The sequence below is a fragment of the Streptomyces sp. CLCI03 genome, from assembly GCF_053615355.1.
In genome coordinates, this window is the sequence record NZ_CM132132.1 from 4,575,747 (window position 1) to 4,594,182 (window position 18,436).

Here is an 18,436-nt window from a genome sequence, read left to right on the forward strand (position 1 = left end):
AGCGCGCGCCCCGCGTCCCCGTGTGCCCCCGTCCGACAGCTGCTCCTGCAGGGCAGCCGTCCGCGTGCCACGACATGCGCCCACAGTCTTCCGGCCTTGATCAGGCCATTCTGCGGCCCGCCGCAGCACTCACCCGAACCTTCTTCGCACTCCTGGAGCCTTGTCATGTCCAAGTCCATCAAGACCACCGCGATCCGCCTCGTCTCCGCCTCCGCCCTCGCGGTCTCCGTACTCGCCACGGCCGTCGTCACTCCGGCCAACGCCTCGCCGCTCACCGACGGCATAGCGGCCACGGCCCGCGCCGAGAACGGCAACTCCTACTGCGCCCACGGCGGTTACGTCGGCGGTCCCAACCAGTCCAGCAGCTGCACCGGCGGCACCACCCGCACCCACGCCTGGTGCGCCGACTTCGCCGGCTGGGTCTGGGCCCGCAACGGGGTCACGGGCCTGGGCACCCTGGACGACAGGGCGGCCAGCTTCATCGACTACGGCAAGAAGTACGGCACGCTGTCGAACACCCCGCACGTCGGCGACGCCGTCGTCTACAACTACAACGGCGGCAGCTACGCCGACCACGTGGCCGTGGTCACCGGAGTCTCCGGCGACACGGTCACCATCACCGGCGGCAACCAGGGCGGATACCCGGGCCACGTCTCCACCAACTCCACCACCAAGTGGCGCGTGGGTCAGTCCCCCTGGGGCCAGTCGATCAGTGGCTACATCTCCCCGGCCGGCAGCAACACCCCCTCGTACCCCAACCCGGCCTCGCTGCCCTCCGGGACGCTCGTGAAGTCGCCGAACGGTGCGGACGTGAAGGTGATGATCTCCGGATCCGGCGTTCCGGTGGCTGCCTCCGACGTCACCCCGGGCAAGTACGACCTCAGCAAGATCGTGCTGATCGACGACTCCGCCTTCCGGTCCCTGCCGAGCGCGCCTCCGGCCGGCACGGTGGTCCACGACCAGGCGGGCGGTGCCAAGCGCTACGTGGTCATCGACAACGCGGCGCTGCTGATCGGCGGCGAGGACTGGGTCGCGGCGGGTTACAACACCCGCGCCGACATGGGTGTTCCGACCGCCTGGCTGCAGGCCGCCGCCCAGCGCACCGTGCCCACCGGCACGGTCGTGATGGACCAGACGGGTACGGACCCCGGCCGCTACGTGATGGTGGACGGTGCGGCGCTGCACATCTCGGCCTCCGAGTGGACCGCCGACGACTACAACACCCAGATGCTCATGGGCGTCCCGGGCCAGTGGCTGAAGGCCGCCGTTGCCAAGACCCCGCCGACCGGCACCGTCCTCATGGACCAGTCGGGCACCGACAACAACCGCTACGTGATGCTGGGCGGCGCGGCCGTGCACATCTCCGGCGTGGAGTGGACCGCGAACGGCTACAACCTCCGCTCCCTGATGGGCGCACCGGGTGAGTGGCTGGGCTCCACGGTCGCCAAGCAGGTGGCGAACGGCACCGTCGTCAAGGACGCCTCGGGCGCCGACGCCAGCGTGTACGTCATGGCCGGCGGCGTCGCCGTCCCGCTGACCTACGCCGACTTCACCGGCCTCGGCCACGACAAGCGTCCGCTGGAGGGCGCCCCGGGCGAGTGGCTGAAGACGGCCGCGGCGAAGGCCACCCCGGCCGACGGCACCATGCTCCTGTCGCCCGACAGCAACACCGTCTGGCAGGTCACCGGCGGCAAGAAGAAGGCCCTGACCGCCGACGCCTTCGGCCCCGGCAAGCTGAGCTTCGACGACGTGGTCAGCGTCCCGACCGCCTTCACCGCGAAGCTCCCGACCGTCACCGGTTGAGCAACTCCCGGCTGATCGCCGCCTGATCGCCGCCTGAGCACACCCCACCGCCCGGTCCCCACCGGCCGGGCGGTGGGGTGTGCCGCGCCCCACGCCGACTCCCGCACCTGCCGCCCGAAGGACACCTCCATGCGCTCCGCCGTCGCCCGCCAGAAGTCCGCACTCGCCGTCACCGCCACCGCCCTCCTCGCCCTCGCAGCCCCACTGCTCACCGGCACCGAAGCCTCGGCCGCCTCCGTCTCGACGTGGGACAAGGTCGCCCAGTGCGAGGCCGGCGGCAACTGGAGCATCAACACCGGCAACGGCTACTACGGCGGTCTCCAGATCTCGATGTCGACCTGGCGCGCCTTCGGCGGTACGCAGTACGCCTCCCGCCCCGACCAGGCGACGAAGCAGCAGCAGATCCTGACGGGCGAGAAGATCCTGGCGGGCCAGGGTCAGGGTGCCTGGCCCTCCTGCGGCGCTGCGGCCGGCCTCGGCGCCGACCGCGCGAACCCGTACCCCACCGCCCCCTCCTACCCGGACCCGGCCTCGCTGCCCGCCGGGACGCTGGTGAAGTCGCCGAACGGCGCGGCCGTGAAGGTGATGATCTCCGGGGCGGGCATCCCGGTGGCGGCCTCCGACGTCACGCCCGGCCACTACGACCTGAGCAAGATCGTGCTCGTGGACAACGCGGCGTTCAACGGCCTGCCGAGCTCGCCCCCGGCAGGCACGGTGGTCCACGACCAGGCGGGCGGTGCCAAGCGCTACGTGGTGGTCGACGGTGCGGCGCTGCTGATCTCCGCGGCCGACTGGACGGCGGACGGCTACAACGTCCGCGCCGACATGGGCGTTCCGACCACCTGGCTGCAGGACGCCGCCCAGCGCACCGTCACCAACGGCCGCGTGGTCATGGACCAGTCGGGCAGCGACCCGGCCCGCTTCGTGATGGTCAACGGCTCCGCGCTGCACATCTCGGCCGCCGAGTGGACGGCGAACGGCTACGACACCCGCTCGCTGATGGGCGTTCCGACCGACTGGCTGAAGGCGGCCGGCACCCGCCAGGTGCCGAACGGCACCGTCGTCAAGGACGCCTCGGGCGCCGACGCCACCGTGTACGTCATGGCGGGCGGCGTCGCCGTCCCGCTGACCTACGCCGACTTCACCGGCTTCGGCTACGACAAGCGTCCGCTGGAGGGGACCCCGGGCGAGTGGCTGAAGACGGCCGCCGCCAAGGCCGCCCCGGCCGACGGCACCATGCTCCTGTCGCCGGAGAGCAACACCGTCTGGCAGGTCACCGGCGGGAAGAAGAAGGCCCTGACCGCCGACGCCTTCGGCCCCGGCAAGCTGAGCTTCGACGACGTGGTCAGCGTCCCGACCGCCTTCACCGCGAAGCTCCCGACCGCGGTCTGAGCCGACCGCAGTCCGAGCCGGCCTCCGCACGAAGGCCCGCCTCCACACGAAAACGGGCCGGCCTCCGCTCCTCACAGGAGCGGAGGCCGGCCCGCCGTGCGTTCGGGCCCGTACGGCATCGACCGGGTCAGCCCTTGCTGACCGCCCAGAGGATCTCCGGAAGCTGCCGCGCCACTCTCGGGGCCGAGAGCCGCAGGCCCGCCCACGTGGCCAGCACACCCCACACGACACCCAGCGGGAGCACGATCCAGGAGAGGCCCTGGTGGTCACCCACCTCGAACCAGACCGTCAGGGCGATCACCGGGGCGGAGATCACCGCCGAGACCAGCAGCCCGGCGAAGATGCCCGCCCAGGCCAGCCCGCCCTGACCGGGGGCGACGTTCTTGAAGGCGCCGTCCGACGGGATCGAGTACGGGAAACGGGCCGAGGCCAGGGCGCCCGTGCAGAGCATCGAGCCCAGCAGCGCCAGGGCCAGGCCGGTGGCCGCCGGGAGGGCCGACCAGTCACCGATCACCGCGGCCGTGACCACGGTGACCAGGACCGTGAACGGAACGGTGACCAGGGCCAGCGCGGCGGCCCGCGCCCGCAGTTCCACGTACGCGTCCCGCGTGGAGGAGATGGTCTGCGCGACCATCCAGAAGGCGGAGGTGTCCTGGCCGAACTGGTTGTACATCTGCATGCCGAGCATGCCCGCGCCGAAGCAGCCGAGGTAGACGGATCCCGCGCCCTGGAGGGCGTTGAAGACCGGGATGATCATGCCGATCGCCAGCGCGGTCACCCAGGCCGCCTTGGTCTTCGGGTCGCGGACGGCGTAGCGCAGCGTGCGCTGCATGGTCGCGCCCGTCCGGCCGCCGGGCAGCAGGGACCACAGCCCGCCCGCCCCACGGTCCTTCATCGGCCGGGCGGCCGTGATGGTCGAGCCGTCCGGGGTGACCATCAGCTTGGTCAGGCTCCGCTCCCAGAACCACAGGAGCCCGGCCAGGGCGGCCAGGGTCAGGGCCAGTTGGGCGGCCGCCACCCCGTACGCACCCTCGCTCGCCGAGTCCACCATGCCGACGGCGGTCGCCGGCGGCAGCCAGCGCACCACGGCCTCGACGGGCTCCAGGGAGGCGAGCCCGCCCGACTGGAACAGGCTCTGGCTGGCGAAGTTGGCCAGCTGCCCGCCCACGGCGATCAGCAGACCGCTGAGCACGGCCAGGTCGCGCCCCTTGCGGCTGGTCAGCAGCCGCACGTTGGCCGTGGCCATGGCCCGCGCGAGGGTCACGCAGCCGAGCACCAGCAGGGGCGCGGCCACCACGGCCGCCACCGCGCCGGCGGCGCCGCGCGCGACGGCCAGGACGGAGCCGACGGCCAGGCACAGCGTGAACAGCGGCCCGATGCCGACCAGTGAGGAGGCGAGGAGGGCCCGTACGAGCGGACGCGGGCGCAGCGGCAGCATCACCAGCCGGCTCGGGTCGAGGGTCTCGTCGCCGGTGGGGAAGAACAGCGGCATGAAGGCCCAGCCGAGGGCCAGGACGGCGGCCAGCAGGACGACGACGGTGCCCGCGTGGGCGTTCCCGTGCAGCAGGGCCAGGCCGAGCGTCACGAAGAATCCGACGATCAGGGCGAAGGCGAGTGTCGAGAAGTAGGCGGCCTTGCGCTTCGAGGAGCCCTTCAGGCCGTTGCGCAGCAGCGACAGCTTGAGGCGGACGAAGACCGAGGTCAGGGAGATCGCCGCGGCGGACGAGGCCCCGGCGGTTCCGGCGGTTCCGGTGGCGGAGGCGGTCACCGTGCCGGCCGGGCCGGCGGCGCGGTCGGCGGGCGAGGCGGGCGAGGTCATCGCGATCCCGCCCCGGAGCCGCCGCCGAGCCACTCCAGCGAGTCCCCGGCCGCGTCGCGCCCGTGCGCCCCGACCAGTTCGAGGAAGGCGGCCTGCAGCGAGGGCGCGGAGCCCCGTACGTCGGCCAACGGGCCCGCGGCGCGGATCCGACCGGCGGCCATCACGGCCACCCAGTCGCACAGCGACTCGACGAGCTCCATCACGTGGGAGGAGAAGATGACCGTGGCACCGGAGGCGGTGTAGCGCTCCAGCACCCCGCGGATGGTCTGCGCCGACACCGGGTCGACGCCTTCGAAAGGCTCGTCCAGGAAGAGCACTTCGGGGTTGTGCAGCAGGGCGGCCGCCAGCCCGATCTTCTTGCGCATACCGGTCGAGTAGTCCACGACCAGCTTGTGCTGCGAGCCCGCGAGGTCGAGGACGTCCAGCAGCTGCGTCGCCCGCTTGTCGGTCTCCTCGCCCGGCAGCCCCCGCAGCCGGCCCATGTAGCCGAGGAGTTCGCGGCCCGACAGCCGCTCGAAGAGCCGCAGACCCTCGGGCAGTACGCCGATCCGTGCCTTCACCTCGGTCGGGTCGGCCCACACGTCGTGCCCGGCGACGTGGACCCGCCCCATGTCGGGGCGGAGCAGGCCGGTCACCATCGACAGCGTGGTCGTCTTGCCCGCCCCGTTCGGGCCCACCAGTCCGATGAACTGTCCGGCGGGCAGCTCCAGGTCGATCCCGGCGACGGCCACCTGCTCGCCGAACCGCTTCCACAGACCTTCCACCCGCACGGCGGGCGGCGCGGATCGCGCGCCACCCGTTCCGTATGTCCCACCCGTCGCATCGCCCTGGTCCGGCATGCGCCTGCCTCTCATCACGTCCCCGTTGGTCTTTCCTGCTTCACGATAGGAGGAGGGGGAGAGGCTTGAGCAGTTACTTATGTCATCAGTTTTCGCCCTGATTTCGCATGCCCGGCGGGCGGTTCGGGCGGTTCTGGCGGGCCGTTGAGGAGGGTGGTCGCGGCGGGCGCGGGCCGCGGCTCGGTCAGCCCTGGCGGCGCTTGCGTTCCGCCGCGGCCTCGCTGCCGCACGCGTACGCCAGCGCGTCGATCAGCTCCTCCGTGTCCGGCAGCCACCGGTTCGCCGGCGTGGGCCGCCGCGCCCACTGGACCGAGCCCCGGCCGCCGAAGCGGGTGGGCGGCGCCGCCACGTACTCACCCTCGCCCCGCGTCACCAGGTCGATCGTGGCGGCCGGCCAGCCCAGCTTGCGCACCAGGTCGGGCACCTTGACCCCGGCACCCGGCAGGACGAAGAACAGCATCCGGTGGTCGGGGGTGAGGGTGACCGGCCCGAGGGTGCGCTCCATCCGCTCCAGCCGGGCCAGCGCGAGGAATCCGGCCGACTCGGGCACGTCCAGCGCGTCGAACGTCCGGCCCGTGGGCAGCAGGATCGAGGCCAGCGGGTGCTTCGCCCAGATCCGTCGGACCTGCACGGCGCTGCCGGTGGCCTGCGCCGCCCAGTCCTTCACCGCCGGGTGGGCGCCGGGTGCCGGGCAGTCCGCGGCCCCGCAGGAGCACAGCTCGCGGCCGTCCGCGGGCTCCAACCAGGTGCCGGCGAAGACATCCCAGTGCCGTTCTTCCGCGTACCGCACGGCATGGTCCAGCAGCTGCTCGCCGCGCTGCTTGGGGATGGGTGCGGTCTCCGTGACTCCGATGGTCTCTTCCACGCCCATCACAACTCCTCGGGTCACCCGGGGTTACGGGCGTAAACCAAGGGGCGGGCGGAGCATCGATCCTGCATACGGGGCGCACTGGTGCACGTGTGGGGGCGCGTAGGAGGTCGGGGCGCCTGAGTTGGGTAGCGACACGACGCAGAGCGGAAGATTCTCCGCACATCAGGCGGGAAGTGATCATTCCAACGGATCACCCGCGGTCAGCAGGGGGTTTTCATGGCAGCCAGGCCTCTCGTCGCCCGCCAGCCGAACGAACGGCTGCAGGCGCTCATCCAGGAAGCCGGGTGCTCCAACGCCGGGCTCGCCCGGCGCGTGAACATGTGCGGGGCCGAGCACGGCCTCGATCTCCGCTACGACAAGACCTCCGTGGCCCGGTGGTTGCGCGGCCAGCAGCCGCGCGGCCGGGCTCCCGGAATCATCGCCGAGGCGCTCGGGCGCAAACTGGGCCGGACCGTCACCATCGACGAGATCGGCATGGCCAACGGGAAGAACCTCGCTTCCGGCGTCGGCCTGCAGTTCTCCCCGACCGTCATCGGCGCCATCGAGCAGGTCTGCGAGCTGTGGCGCAGCGACGTCGGCCGCCGCGACTTCCTCGCCGGCTCCAGCGTGGCCGCCTCCGCGCTCGTGGAGCCGAGCCGCGACTGGCTGATCACCGGGGCCGACACCCAGGTCGCCCGCAGCGGCGGTTCGCGGGTCGGCATGTCGGACGTGGAGGCGGTCCGCGCGACCACCGAGGCCCTCAAGGACCTCGACCACCGCTTCGGGAGCGGGCACGTGCGGCCGGTGGTCGTGCACTACCTCAACTCGGTGGTCTCGGGGCTGATCGGCGGCTCGTACCGGGAGCCCGTCGGGCGGGCCCTGTTCGCGGCCGTGGCCCGGCTGACCGAGCTGGCCGGCTACATGGCGGTGGACACGGGCCAGCCGGGCCTGGCCCAGCGCTACTACATCCAGGCGCTACGCCTCGCCCAGGCGGCGGGGGACCGGGCGTACGGGGGCTACGTGCTCGCGGCGTCCATGAGCCACCTCGCCGCCGAACTGGGCAACCCGCGGGAGATCGCGCAGCTGGCGCGGGCCGCCCAGGAGGGGACGCGCGGGCAGGTCACCCCGCGGGTCGAGGCCATGTTCTACGCGGCCGAGGCGCGCGGGCACGCCCTGCTCGGGGACGCCCGGGCGACGGCGGTGCTGTCGGGGCGGGCGGTGAGCGCGCTGGAGCGGGCGGAGCCGGAGTCGGGCGACGACCCGGTGTGGATCCGCCACTTCGACGCGGCGTACCTGGCGGACGAGCTGGCGCACTGCCATCGCGACCTGGGCCAGGCGGACGCGGCGGCCAGGCGGGCGGAGGAGGCCCTGCGGGGCCTGCCGGCGGGCAAGGCGCGCCGCCGGGCCATCGGGCTGCTGCTGCTGGCGGCGGCGCAGGTGCAGCAGCGGGAGGTGGAACAGGCCTGTCTGACGGCGACGCAGGCGGCGGAACTGCTGGAGGGGCTCCGCTCGAACCGGGGGGTGGAGTACCTGGACGACTTCCGGGCGAGGCTGGAGCCGTACCGGGAGGAGGCGGCGGTGCGGGAGTTCGCGGCGCGGCTGGAGGTGACGGCGTAGGCGGGGTGTCCCGTCGGTCGGGTCCGGCCCGATCGGCGGGACACCCGTAGGGCGAGGCCGGACGGGGTTCGGGGTGCTCTCACGGTGGCGGTGCGTGACGGGGTAGCGTGACCCGACGGTTCCGTAGGGTCGGGCGAGTCGGAGAAGGAGTCCCGGTGACGCAGAGCGGACAAGGGGGCGCCCCCCAGCCGGGTGGCCCGTGGGGTCCGGACCCGGCGTCCGGGTACCCGGCGTACCCGGAGCAGCAGGCACCCCAGCAGGCGATGCAGCAGCCGGAACAACAGCAGCAGCTGCAGCAGCAGCCCGGGGCCGCGTACGGATATCCGCAGGCCTATCCCGGCCCGGAGGCAGCGCCCGGTCATGTGGTGGGGCCCGGCTACGAGGGTCCGGGCGATCCGCACGGCTACGGCTACCCGCCGCTGCCCGAGGCGGCGACCCAGTACATTCCGCCGGTCCCGGCCGCGCCCGGCCACGACGAGGCGGCGACGCAGTACATCCCGCCTGTGCCGGCCGCGCCCGCGCACGAGGAGGCGGCGACCCAGTTCATCCCGCCTGTGCCGGCCGCGCCCGCGCACGAGGAGGCGGCGACCCAGTTCATCCCGCCGGTCCCCGCCGACCGCGCCGTGGACGGGTTCGACGGGCTCTTCCGGGGAGACGACTCCGCCGGGCACACGCAGCACCTGCCGCCCGTGCAGGAGCCCGTGCTGCGCCGGCCGCCGCAGCGCCCCCAGCCGCAGCGCCCGCAGCAGGCCCAGTACCAGCAGCCGCACCCGCAGTACCAGCAGCCCCACCCGCAGCAGCAGTACGCCCCGCCCCCGCCGCCCCCGGAGACCGGGCGCAAGGTCTCGCCCGCGATCATCGCCGCGGTGGTGATCGGCCTGGCCGTCGTCGGGCTCGGCGTCGGTTCGCTGCTCGCCGACGACAAGCCGCAGAACAACGACCCGGGCGCGGTCGCCGCCGCCCCGACGGCGAGCGGTGGTTCCGCGGCCCCCGGCGGCGAGGCGCCGGTCGACCCTGCCCGCCCGCAAGCCGTCCAGCTGGACAAGGTCCTCGCGGACAGCAACGACAGCCGAGCCGCCGTGATCAAGGCCGTGGAGGACATCAAGGGCTGCAACAACCTCGACCAGGCGGCCGCCGACCTGCGCGACGCGGCCCGCCAGCGCGAGGAGCTGATCACCCGCCTCCAGGAGCTGAAGGTGGACCAGCTCCCGGACCACGCGAAGCTGTCCGCGTCCCTGACCAAGGCCTGGCAGGCCTCCGCGGACGCCGACAACAGCTACGCGGCCTGGGCGGACGACGTCGACGACGACAAGTGCAAGGACGGCAAGGCCAAGTCGACGAAGAACGCCTCGGACGGCAACCGGTCGAGCGGCGAGGCCACGAAGGCCAAGGAGTCCGCCGCGACCATGTGGAACGCGATCGCGGGCAAGTACGGCCTCACCAAGCGGGACAAGTCCCAGCTCTGAGCCAGGCCCGGAGCCCGCGGACCCGGGGTCCGCGGGCCGGGGCCTCCGGGTCCGCGTCAGGCCATGGGCGGGGCCGTCACCAGGGTCGGGGTCATGTCCAGCGACCGCTCGCCGGGCTGCGCCACGAGCCGCCCGGCCTGCACGATCTGGAAGGTGACCTGTCCGTTGACGATGCGGGGGAAGCCGGCGACGGCGCGCATGTCCTGGTAGCGCCAGCTCAGGTTCGGGGTGAGACCGCCGGTGTTGACCGGCTGCGACTCGTTCAGGGCGCGCTTGACCTTGTGGCCGGTGATCGGCTCGCCCTCCTTGAACCGCTTGAGGATCTCGCTGAGCACCGTGTACGCGATCCAGGTGGTCTGCGCCCCGCTGTCGTCGGGGTCTACGGTGTCGTCCCCGAACGCGAAGTCGGAGACCACCTTCCGCATGGGCTCCCAGAGCGGATCGGCGGCCACCGGGTACCAGCTGGTCAGGTACGCGCCCTCGAAGGGGCTCTCCTTGCCGCCCGTGCGGTCCACCAGGGACTGGCTGACGCTGCCGAGCACGGAGGAGATCTGCGGCTTCTTGCGCTGGGCGTCGGTCCGGCGGAAGGCGTCGAAGAAGGTCTCGGTGCGCTCGCCGAGGACGGCGGTCACGCAGCCCTTCTCCTTTTCCTTCTCCTTGCCGGTACCGCTGGTGTGCGCGAGGGCCTCGCGGGCCTCCGGTCCGAAGTCGGCCGAATCCTCGGCGGCCCGGATGTCGGAGGCGTCCGCCATCTTGTTGGCCCGCAGCCCCGCGTTGAGGAGGACCGGCAGGGTGTCGCCCGCGAGGGTGTCGGGGCGGACCAGGGCGACCTGGTTGCAGGCCCGTCCCAGCTGGTGACCGGCGCCCGCGATCAGGACGGGCTGGCCGCCGTTGACCGGGTAGGACAGGGGTGACTGGAACTCCTCGGAGGAGACTCCGTAGCCGCCGATGAAGGGGATGCCCTCGGCCTCCAGCGGTGCCATGAAGGCGCGGCCGTGCTGACTGTAGGAGCCGACGACGGCGATGGCCTTCTCGGCGACGGCCTTGCGGGCGCAGTCGGCGGCGCCGGACGCCGTGTTCTTCTCGTTGCAGGTCAGTACGCGAAGCTTGCGGCCGTTGATCCCGCCCTTGGAGTTCACCCAGCGCTCGTACGCCTTGGCCATGCCGGTCATTCCGGGCATGTTGGTCGCTTTGGTGTCTTCCGGCGCGAAGGTCAGGACGGTGACGGTGTCCTCGGAGCCCCCCGAGCCCCCGGGGATCGTCCCGCATCCGGCGATGAGACACGTACCCAGCGCCGTGGCCACGAAGGTGCGGGAGAGGGACACGACACGTCGCGAGTTGGTCATGTCCATGCACCATTCCGCCCCACCGGTAACTGTCGAGTGAGATGGACACAACATCGGGTGACGTCCAGGTGAATTACGGGGGCGCGATCCCCGTGGGTGGGCGCCTGAAGATCGCGCTGACCAGGAACGTACGATCGAAAGCGTGACATTCGCCCAAGGTTCGACGAACCCTTCCCGACGCGGTGGCCGCTCCTCCACCATGGGCGGCATGCCCCTCAACGACATGCCCTGGTGGCGCTGGCGCTGCAACGTGCGCTCGGCGCTGCACATGCTTTCCGACCCGGTCTTCCACGAGGACACCTGGCTGACCGGCGACGAGGCGTACGGCGACATCACCGACGCCGTGTACCGGCTCGTCGAGGACACCTGGCTCGACAGCTGGTCCGCCGAGAAGTACGTCGGCACGATCTTCCGCGACTCCCAGGAGGCGGCCGTCGTCGACCTCGCGGTGCTGCGGGTGCTCCGCATCCTCCACCAGGTCGGGCCCGACGCCCCCGTCTCCGCCTACCTGGAGCACCACGCGTGGCCCGAGGCGGTACGTGCCGCGCGCGAGGCCCACGTACGGCTCGCGGAAGCCGACGGCGACGACCCCGACGTGCGACCCACGTCGCTCGATGCGTTGAAGATCCTCACCCGCGCGGTGTGAAAGGCTGTGCGGTCATGAGCGACCCGCACACCGAGGCCCAGGCCCAGCCCCAGTACGTCCTGACCATGTCCTGCCCCGACAAGCAGGGCATCGTGCATGCCGTGTCGAGTTACCTCTTCATGACCGGATGCAACATCGTGGACAGCCAGCAGTTCGGAGACCGGGAGACCGGACTCTTCTTCATGCGGGTGCACTTCGAGGCCGAGCCCCCGGTGACGGTCGAGAAGCTGCGCGCCAGCTTCGCCGCGATCGGCGACTCCTTCAAGATGGACTGGCAGATCCACCGCTCCGAGGAGCGCATGCGGATCATCCTCATGGTGTCCAAGTTCGGGCACTGCCTGAACGACCTGCTGTTCCGTTCGAGCATCGGAGCCCTGCCGGTCGAGATCGCGGCCGTGGTCTCCAACCACACCGATTTCGCCGAACTGGTCGGCTCCTACGACATCCCGTTCGTGCACATCCCCGTCACCAAGGACACCAAGCCGGAGGCGGAGGCGCAGCTGCTGGAGCTGGTGCGCGCCGAGAACGTCGACCTGGTCGTCCTGGCGCGCTACATGCAGGTGCTCTCCGACAAGCTGTGCACCGAACTGAGCGGGCGGATCATCAACATCCACCACTCGTTCCTCCCGAGCTTCAAGGGCGCGAAGCCGTACCACCAGGCGCACGCGCGAGGTGTGAAGCTGATCGGCGCGACCGCGCACTACGTGACGGCGAACCTCGACGAGGGCCCGATCATCGAGCAGGAGGTCGAGCGGGTGGGCCACGAGGTGACGCCGGACCAGCTGGTGGCGATCGGCCGGGACGTGGAGTGCCAGGCGCTCGCGCGCGCGGTGAAGTGGCACAGCGAGCACCGCGTCCTGCTCAACGGCGCCCGCACGGTCGTCTTCGCGTAGCGAACGGCGGCCTCGCCGACGGGTGGCGCCCACGGCGGTGGCAGCGCGCGCCATCCAGCCTCGCCGGCGTTTGAGGCGCGGGGTCCGGGGCGGCGCCCCGGGAAGCCGGGCCGCAGGGGCCGGTGAGAGGTCGCGCGTAGCCCCGGTACCGGCCTCGGCCCTGACCCCGACGCCGGCTGCGGGGGGCGGGGCCGGGCCCCGCCGTCACCTGCCGAGCCCGCCGCAGGCGCTACGCGTCGGGGGCCTCCACGCCGCAGTAGCCCGCGAAGGCCGCCAGGATCTCGTCCTCCGAGATGCGGCCGTCGCTGTCCGAGTCCAGGGCGGCCGCCACCTGGGTGGCCAGCTCCGGGGCGGTGCCCAGGACGCGCAGCACCCGGGCCGCGTTCGGTGGGGTCGCGCCGCCGCCGTCCTCGTCCGCCACCGCGATCACGGCCCGCAGGAACGGCCGCGCGATCTCCGCGAACCGCTCCGGGTTGTCGCGCAGCCGCTTCGCGGCCCCGGTGATGAACTCCTCGCGGGACACCCGCTGGTCCCCGTCGACGTCCGCGATACCGGCCATGCCCTGCCAGAAGGCCTCGGCGCCCGCGAAGACGGCCTGGCCCTTGTCCGACCGGGCGGTGGTACCGAATTCGGCCAGGACGGCCTTCGCGGCAGCGCTGAAGTCCTCCCGGTCGATATAGCCGGACCCGTCCTGGTCGAAGGTGGCGAATCGGGCGGCGATCTTGCGCTCGTATTCTGCGCTGTCCATATTCGGCGTTCCGCCTTCACGTGTGCAGTGGGGTTCAGATCAAGACAAGGCAGGAGCGTAAGGCCTACGTGGCCTGTGCGTTAAGCGAAGTGGTCAAGGAGGCGGCCGCATCGAACCCGCGCACGGGGAGCGCGGTGGGGCGCGTACACCTGTCCCCATGTGCCGTCACCCGTACCACCGTTCACGCCCTGCCACGCACCTATCACGCAGGGCGCACTTCCAGGGTGAGGTTCTTCCAAAACAGGCGCGATCGGCCATGTGCCCACTACATTCGATGCGTCGACACACGGCTGGGGGCATTCATGCCGAAGGACGCACCACCGCGCTGGGACCGTCGCATGCAGCAGCGACTCGCCCGTGGCGAGGCCGCCGCGCTCGGGGAGCTGTACGACCGCTTCGCCTCGCTCGTGCACAGCCTGGCGCACCGGGTACTGGGCGACGAGAAGGCCGCGGACCGGATCACCCGCGAGGTCTTCGGGTACATCTGGGAGAACCCGGACGCCTACGACCCCAAGCAGGGCTCCATGCGCTCCTGGGTCGCCCGGATCACCCAGGGCCAGGCGGTCGCCCGACTGCGCCAGGCCGAACTGGGCCGGGGCTCCCGCGAGGAGCTGGAGCAGAAGGTGCGCAGCGCCAACGCGGCCGCCCGCGCCGACTACATCGTCACCTCGATGCCCGCGCCCCTGCGCGCCGCGCTGGAACTCGCCTACTTCAAGCGGCGCGACTACCGGCAGGCCGCCGCCGACCTGCAGATCAGCGAGGACGAGGCGCGGCGCAGGCTGCGCCTCGGACTGCAACTGCTGTCGACCGCCAACACCCTCCCGCAGGAGGACACCGCCCGGTCCGGATATGGAACGCCTCGATGAACGGCCCTCCCCAGTCGCCCGATGACGGATACGAGCGTCTCGGCGGGCAGGCGCGGATACCCGGTCCGCGCGGGGCCGCCGACGACCTCGACCCGGGACACGCACCGCGGTCGCTACCGCCGCTGCCGCCGATGCCGTCGACCCCCGTCGAGCTGACGGCGGTCGCGCCGCCCCCGGTCACGCCGCCTCCGCCCTCCCACGCCGTGCTGAAGTCCCTGCTCGGGGCGTGGGCACTGGCGGCCTGCTCGGCCGAGGAGACCCAGGCGGTGGAGGACCACCTCACCGAGTGCGCGCCCTGCGCGGAGGAAGCCCTGCGCCTGCGCGACGCGGTGGGGCTGCTGCACCCGGAGGAGAACCTCGACCTGAAACCGCTGCTGCGTTCACGCGTCCTGGAGGACTGCCTGGGCAAGCGGCCGGCGCGCATTCCGGTGCCGGTGTGGGCGAGTCCCTACGACACCGAGACCGCGCGGCTCGACGCGCTGCTGCAGGACTTCGGCGACTCGGAATGGCACACCCCGGTACGGCTGAAGTGGTTCGAGGAGGAACGGCGCCGGTCGCAGCGCACCACGGTGGCCGGGGTGATCGGCCATCTGCTGACGGTCGACGGGCTGATCGCCTCGGCACTCGGACTCGACGACCCGCTCGGGCCGGACGCCCCGAAGGGCGGTCCGACCGTGCGGACGGAGCACTTCTGGGGCGCGTCGGTGAACCCGATCACGCGGCAGGTCCGAGACCCGTGGCGGGAACAGGGCCACACGCTGGTGCGTACGGTCTCCTTCGCAGGCCGCGGAGTCGCCGAGCTGGCCGTGGACTACGGAGGCTTCGCACTGCCGCTCGGCGACGCGTTCCTGGAGCGCGCCTTCGAGTGCTGGGTGCACGCGTGGGACATCGCGGAGGCGGTGGACTACCCGTACGAGCCGCCGGCCGGGCCGCACCTGCACGGGATGATCGACCTGGCGGCGCGGCTCCTGCCGGGCGCACTGGCGCAGCGCAGGCGCGCGGGTCTGGCGGCTCCGGTGCGGGGCCTGGTCGCGGCGGGCGCGCCAGGGCGGACCCTGCACCTGGAGATCGAGGGCTCGGGCGGCGGAGGCTGGGACATCGCGCTGGACTCGCCGGGAGCGAAACCGTCGCCGGAACGCACGGTGGCGGAGATCGCCCTGGACGGCATCGAGTTCTGCCAGCTGGCCGCAGGCCACATCTCCCCGGAGGAGGCGGCGGTGGGCCAGCACGGCGACCGCGAGGCGATCCGGGACGTGCTGTTCGCGGCGGCGTCGCTGAGCAGGCTGTAGGGGAAGGTGCCACTCGGGTGGTGTCAGGGACGGATACGGGGGTTTCGAGTGGTTCGCGCGCAGGGGTACCTCCTATCCTCCGATGCTGTCGACATCCGCAACTGCATCGACGACTGGCGAGCCGGTCGTACCTCTGTCGTCCGACACCACCGTCCCGGCGGGCGTGTTCCTGCTAGCGTCGACCGCTCGCCGAGGAGGTCGTGATGGCTGTTTCTCCGCCTGTTGCCGCCCGCGTGGATCTGCGCCGCCAGCCGGTCGACGGCGTAGTGGGTCGAGTGGAGCAGGCCCTTCGTGTGCGACTCGACCGGCAGGATCTGGTGCGCAAACGGCGCTCCTTGGGTGGCCGTACAGATCGAGGGACGTGGGTGCGTATCGAGCGGCGGGGATTCGAGAGGATCGGCTCGCAGGGCTGGAACGGGACCGAGGCCGCTGCGGTGTTGCAGGGGGTCGCGATGCCCGAGTGGTACCAGGGCGTGGCGTGGCGTGAGCCGGGGGAACCGGTGATGTGGCGTGCGGATGAGCTGGAGTTGCTTGCGTCGCCGTCTGTCGCCAAGGGCGCCTTGGTGCTCGAAGACCCGGGCCTGCCGGATGCGTGGTGGCCGGCCCTGAACTCCTCTCTGGACGCCCTCGCTGGACAGCGGACGCCGCGGATCGCGACGCCGGACACGGTGACGATCACCCAGGAGCAGGTGACGCAGACACTCTGCGATGTCTTTCCCGGCATCACTGATACGCGGATCGACCGGTGGGTTCCGGCTCATGCCGATCTCACCTGGGCCAACGTGATGGGGCCGGCGTTCTCCATCATCGACTGGGAGGACTGGGGCATGGCACCCCGAGGCCTGGACGCCGCCACCCTGTGGGGTAACGCGCTGGCCGTCCCGGCGCTCGCGGACCGTGTCCGTCAGGAGCGACGTGCGGACTTGGAGTGCCGGGACGGCAAGCTGATGTCGCTGTTCTTCCTGTCGAAGATCGTCGGACCTCACGCGTACGAGGAGGATCCGCTGCTGGCCCCGGCCCGGAAGGAGGCCGAGCGCTTGGTGGCCGAGCTTCAGCTCTGACGGTGTCCGTGGAGGGCGCGCAGGTACTGACTGACAGCGGCGGTGTTCACCTCCGCGCCCAGGGCCGTGACGAGCTGGGCCAGGTGACCGGGGTCGTCGGTGCCGACGGCCACCGCGGCAGCAGTCGGCAGGTGGAACGCCGTACGGAATGCTGCCTGCACGCGGGACAACCCATCGTGGGGCGGTCGAAGGAACAGGCGAGGGTCGAAGTCCTCCCACACTCTTCGGTTGCCGCCCCCGAACGGACTCATCCCCCAGGTCTCGCTTGCCTGCCAGGCATTGCGCAGGACGGATGTGGTGTCGAGGAGATCGATGCCCACGAGGAACCCGGCCCGGACCATGAGGACGTCCGGAGACGGCAGGTCGTCCACACCGACCATGCCGAGTGGCCGGGTGTCCCACGAAGACACACCCCATGTGCCGCACAGGCCCTCGCGGGCCGCGTCGACCAGGGCGGTGCAAGCGCTGCCGAGGAGGGTGTGTCCATCGGTCGGGGCCAGGCTCGTGAGGCTCCGTTCGGGATTGTGGAGGAGAACAGTGTCGGGCTCGCTGCCGAGTTCCCGGGCCGCCTTCTCGATGGCCAGGCGCAGCCGACTTGGATCGAGGGAGTGCTCAGCGCCCCCAGCGCCTGGGAAGAAGCCCACCTTCGTGGACAGGGCGAACTTCGGCAGCAGATCAGCGGCCGTCTCGGACAGCACCGCGTGTGAGCGGAAGCCGAGGTAGGGAGCTGCGGTGTCCAGAGCCGTGACGCCGAGGTCGAGTGCGGCCGTCAGGACGTCGCGGTGGTGACGAGACCGGTGTAGGCCGAGGACAAGGCGGGGGTCAGCTCCGTGCACAGTTCCTCCTTCATCAAGATCTCGGCGAGCTGCTCCACGTCCGGGCCGGTCCTCTCGGCAGCGTCGGCGATGTTGACGGGGTGACCGCTCAGCAGCAGGGCGAGGGCGGGGTACGCCGTGCGGGCGAAGGAAAGCTTCTTGCCTGCCGCGAGGACGTCCACGGTGTCGGTGTGCTGCTCGATCACCGGCTCGAAATCGGTGACGCAGACGACGGCGGCGGGCTTGCCGAACAAGCCGGTGGCCGGGACATGCCGGGCGGCCAAGCGTTCCCGCTCCCGGGCATCGAAGAAGTCCTGCGGGGTCAGCTTCGTAGCCAGCTCAACGACGGCGTCGGCCAGAAGCCGCTGCTGCCCGTTCCACTGACCCGGCGAGTTCCAGCGGCAGGACCGGGGGCCCGCCGTGGATGACGAGCCCCCGGTTGGTTCTGTGGGGTACTGGTGCTGCTACTCCTGCGGGAGGTTCAGGCCGTCACGGTTCTCGCCGTCGTCCCCCGCGGAGGTGCCGGTGGAGTCGGACTCCGCCGCCGCAGCGGTGAAGCGGTCCTGGACCCTGATCAGGCTCTCGACGCCGATCAGAAGGTCTTCCTTCTGCGCTGCCATGTGTGTCTCCAATTCCTTTGAGTCCAGAGCCGACGGGTGCCGGCCCAACCCTGTTGGGGGCATGCCTCACTAGCCCGTGGTTCGAGCCGCTGAGGAGAGGGGGTGGCGTACAGCCCCGGATGGAGCGAGCGCGGGACTCGGACCGGAAGCCGGTTGCCGATCAGTAGCCGGGATCGACAGCAATGGCCAGGGTGACCACCAGGACGATGACCGCAGCGGCGTAGAGGAGCACGGCGAGCTGTTGGCGCCGACCTCCCGGTGCTCGACGACGGGACCGGGAATCCCGCTCCAAGGGGGCTTTCAACGCCGAAAGGCGGCCTACGCCGCCCCCGGCGTGATGGATGCTGGTTGCAAGGCACGGGCCGA

The 18,436-nt window shown here is 71.6% G+C and carries 18 protein-coding genes; 9 read left to right on the top strand and 9 right to left on the bottom strand.

Annotated elements, in window-relative coordinates:
• Positions 1 to 165: 165 nt before the first annotated feature.
• On the top strand, positions 166 to 1,803 hold the full coding sequence (locus ACWG52_RS21210) for a CHAP domain-containing protein (protein ID WP_453125604.1): 1,638 nt from the start codon (positions 166 to 168) through the stop codon (positions 1,801 to 1,803).
• Positions 1,804 to 1,932: 129 nt separating this feature from the next.
• Positions 1,933 to 3,195, top strand: a complete 1,263-nt coding sequence (locus ACWG52_RS21215) for a transglycosylase family protein (protein ID WP_389816518.1) — start codon at positions 1,933 to 1,935, stop codon at positions 3,193 to 3,195.
• 127 nt (positions 3,196 to 3,322) lie between these two features.
• Here the strand turns inward: ACWG52_RS21215 and ACWG52_RS21220 are convergent, their stop codons facing one another.
• From ACWG52_RS21220 to ACWG52_RS21230, 3 genes are all read right to left on the bottom strand, one after another.
• A complete protein-coding gene (locus ACWG52_RS21220) occupies positions 3,323 to 5,014 on the bottom strand; it encodes a transporter (RefSeq protein ID WP_389816515.1) in 1,692 nt (563 codons plus the stop codon).
• Positions 5,011 to 5,853: an ABC transporter ATP-binding protein gene (locus ACWG52_RS21225; protein WP_030732403.1), complete on the bottom strand. Its 843-nt coding sequence runs from the start codon at positions 5,851 to 5,853 to the stop codon at positions 5,011 to 5,013. Before ACWG52_RS21225 ends, ACWG52_RS21220 begins: the two co-directional genes overlap by 4 nt.
• Before the next feature lie 184 nt (positions 5,854 to 6,037).
• Positions 6,038 to 6,718, bottom strand: a complete 681-nt coding sequence (locus ACWG52_RS21230; protein ID WP_375944705.1) for a bifunctional DNA primase/polymerase — start codon at positions 6,716 to 6,718, stop codon at positions 6,038 to 6,040.
• Between the two features lie 222 nt (positions 6,719 to 6,940).
• Here ACWG52_RS21230 and ACWG52_RS21235 point away from each other — a divergent pair, with 222 nt between their 5' ends.
• On the top strand, positions 6,941 to 8,320 hold the full coding sequence (locus ACWG52_RS21235) for a transcriptional regulator (RefSeq protein WP_389816512.1): 1,380 nt from the start codon (positions 6,941 to 6,943) through the stop codon (positions 8,318 to 8,320).
• Positions 8,321 to 8,475: 155 nt separating this feature from the next.
• Entirely contained in the window at positions 8,476 to 9,786 is a 1,311-nt protein-coding gene (locus ACWG52_RS21240; protein WP_453125608.1) for a hypothetical protein, read from the top strand.
• A gap of 56 nt (positions 9,787 to 9,842) precedes the next feature.
• Here ACWG52_RS21240 and ACWG52_RS21245 read toward each other — a convergent pair whose 3' ends face one another.
• Positions 9,843 to 11,132, bottom strand: a complete 1,290-nt coding sequence (locus ACWG52_RS21245) for an ABC transporter substrate-binding protein (RefSeq protein ID WP_389816506.1) — start codon at positions 11,130 to 11,132, stop codon at positions 9,843 to 9,845.
• A 199-nt stretch (positions 11,133 to 11,331) separates the two neighbouring features.
• Between ACWG52_RS21245 and ACWG52_RS21250 the strand changes: the two genes are divergently transcribed.
• Both ACWG52_RS21250 and purU read left to right on the top strand, forming a co-directional pair.
• Positions 11,332 to 11,778, top strand: a complete 447-nt coding sequence (locus ACWG52_RS21250; RefSeq protein WP_030732423.1) for an SCO4402 family protein — start codon at positions 11,332 to 11,334, stop codon at positions 11,776 to 11,778.
• 14 nt (positions 11,779 to 11,792) lie between these two features.
• Positions 11,793 to 12,671 carry a formyltetrahydrofolate deformylase gene (gene purU, locus ACWG52_RS21255; protein WP_030732426.1) on the top strand — a complete coding sequence of 293 codons (879 nt, stop codon included), beginning with the start codon at positions 11,793 to 11,795 and terminating at the stop codon, positions 12,669 to 12,671.
• Positions 12,672 to 12,900: 229 nt separating this feature from the next.
• Here purU and ACWG52_RS21260 read toward each other — a convergent pair whose 3' ends face one another.
• Positions 12,901 to 13,419 (bottom strand): EF-hand domain-containing protein, encoded by a 519-nt coding sequence (locus tag ACWG52_RS21260; protein ID WP_389816502.1) that lies wholly within the window; start codon positions 13,417 to 13,419, stop codon positions 12,901 to 12,903.
• Positions 13,420 to 13,721: 302 nt separating this feature from the next.
• Between ACWG52_RS21260 and ACWG52_RS21265 the strand changes: the two genes are divergently transcribed.
• The 3 genes from ACWG52_RS21265 to ACWG52_RS21275 all read left to right on the top strand — a co-directional run bounded on the left by ACWG52_RS21265 (position 13,722) and on the right by ACWG52_RS21275 (position 16,635).
• Entirely contained in the window at positions 13,722 to 14,285 is a 564-nt protein-coding gene (locus ACWG52_RS21265) for a sigma-70 family RNA polymerase sigma factor (protein ID WP_386019400.1), read from the top strand.
• Positions 14,282 to 15,574 carry a zf-HC2 domain-containing protein gene (locus ACWG52_RS21270; RefSeq protein ID WP_389816499.1) on the top strand — a complete coding sequence of 431 codons (1,293 nt, stop codon included), beginning with the start codon at positions 14,282 to 14,284 and terminating at the stop codon, positions 15,572 to 15,574. The genes ACWG52_RS21265 and ACWG52_RS21270 overlap by 4 nt, the downstream gene beginning before the upstream one ends.
• A gap of 203 nt (positions 15,575 to 15,777) precedes the next feature.
• Entirely contained in the window at positions 15,778 to 16,635 is an 858-nt protein-coding gene (locus ACWG52_RS21275) for a hypothetical protein (protein ID WP_453125612.1), read from the top strand.
• Here ACWG52_RS21275 and ACWG52_RS21280 read toward each other — a convergent pair.
• The 4 genes from ACWG52_RS21280 to ACWG52_RS21295 form a co-directional block, all read right to left on the bottom strand.
• Positions 16,626 to 17,471: an aldo/keto reductase gene (locus ACWG52_RS21280; protein WP_390168240.1), complete on the bottom strand. Its 846-nt coding sequence runs from the start codon at positions 17,469 to 17,471 to the stop codon at positions 16,626 to 16,628. The two genes, ACWG52_RS21275 and ACWG52_RS21280, sit on opposite strands and share 10 nt — an antisense overlap.
• Positions 17,405 to 17,734, bottom strand: coding sequence for a hypothetical protein (locus tag ACWG52_RS21285; protein WP_453125614.1), 330 nt, complete (start codon positions 17,732 to 17,734; stop codon positions 17,405 to 17,407). Before ACWG52_RS21285 ends, ACWG52_RS21280 begins: the two co-directional genes overlap by 67 nt.
• Positions 17,735 to 17,914: 180 nt before the next feature.
• Positions 17,915 to 18,070, bottom strand: a complete 156-nt coding sequence (locus tag ACWG52_RS21290) for a hypothetical protein (RefSeq protein ID WP_188268456.1) — start codon at positions 18,068 to 18,070, stop codon at positions 17,915 to 17,917.
• 160 nt (positions 18,071 to 18,230) lie between these two features.
• A complete protein-coding gene (locus ACWG52_RS21295; protein WP_453125616.1) occupies positions 18,231 to 18,362 on the bottom strand; it encodes a hypothetical protein in 132 nt (43 codons plus the stop codon).
• Positions 18,363 to 18,436 lie beyond the last annotated feature (74 nt).

Coding starts and splice junctions, on each gene's coding strand:
- ACWG52_RS21210 (WP_453125604.1), top strand. CDS start 166: ATGTCCAAGTCCATCAAGACCACCGCGATCCGCCTCGTCTCCGCCTCC.
- ACWG52_RS21215 (WP_389816518.1), top strand. CDS start 1,933: ATGCGCTCCGCCGTCGCCCGCCAGAAGTCCGCACTCGCCGTCACCGCC.
- ACWG52_RS21220 (WP_389816515.1), bottom strand. CDS start 5,014: ATGACCTCGCCCGCCTCGCCCGCCGACCGCGCCGCCGGCCCGGCCGGC.
- ACWG52_RS21225 (WP_030732403.1), bottom strand. CDS start 5,853: ATGCCGGACCAGGGCGATGCGACGGGTGGGACATACGGAACGGGTGGC.
- ACWG52_RS21235 (WP_389816512.1), top strand. CDS start 6,941: ATGGCAGCCAGGCCTCTCGTCGCCCGCCAGCCGAACGAACGGCTGCAG.
- ACWG52_RS21245 (WP_389816506.1), bottom strand. CDS start 11,132: ATGACCAACTCGCGACGTGTCGTGTCCCTCTCCCGCACCTTCGTGGCC.
- ACWG52_RS21250 (WP_030732423.1), top strand. CDS start 11,332: ATGGGCGGCATGCCCCTCAACGACATGCCCTGGTGGCGCTGGCGCTGC.
- purU (WP_030732426.1), top strand. CDS start 11,793: ATGAGCGACCCGCACACCGAGGCCCAGGCCCAGCCCCAGTACGTCCTG.
- ACWG52_RS21260 (WP_389816502.1), bottom strand. CDS start 13,419: ATGGACAGCGCAGAATACGAGCGCAAGATCGCCGCCCGATTCGCCACC.
- ACWG52_RS21265 (WP_386019400.1), top strand. CDS start 13,722: ATGCCGAAGGACGCACCACCGCGCTGGGACCGTCGCATGCAGCAGCGA.
- ACWG52_RS21270 (WP_389816499.1), top strand. CDS start 14,282: ATGAACGGCCCTCCCCAGTCGCCCGATGACGGATACGAGCGTCTCGGC.
- ACWG52_RS21275 (WP_453125612.1), top strand. CDS start 15,778: ATGGCTGTTTCTCCGCCTGTTGCCGCCCGCGTGGATCTGCGCCGCCAG.
- ACWG52_RS21290 (WP_188268456.1), bottom strand. CDS start 18,070: ATGGCAGCGCAGAAGGAAGACCTTCTGATCGGCGTCGAGAGCCTGATC.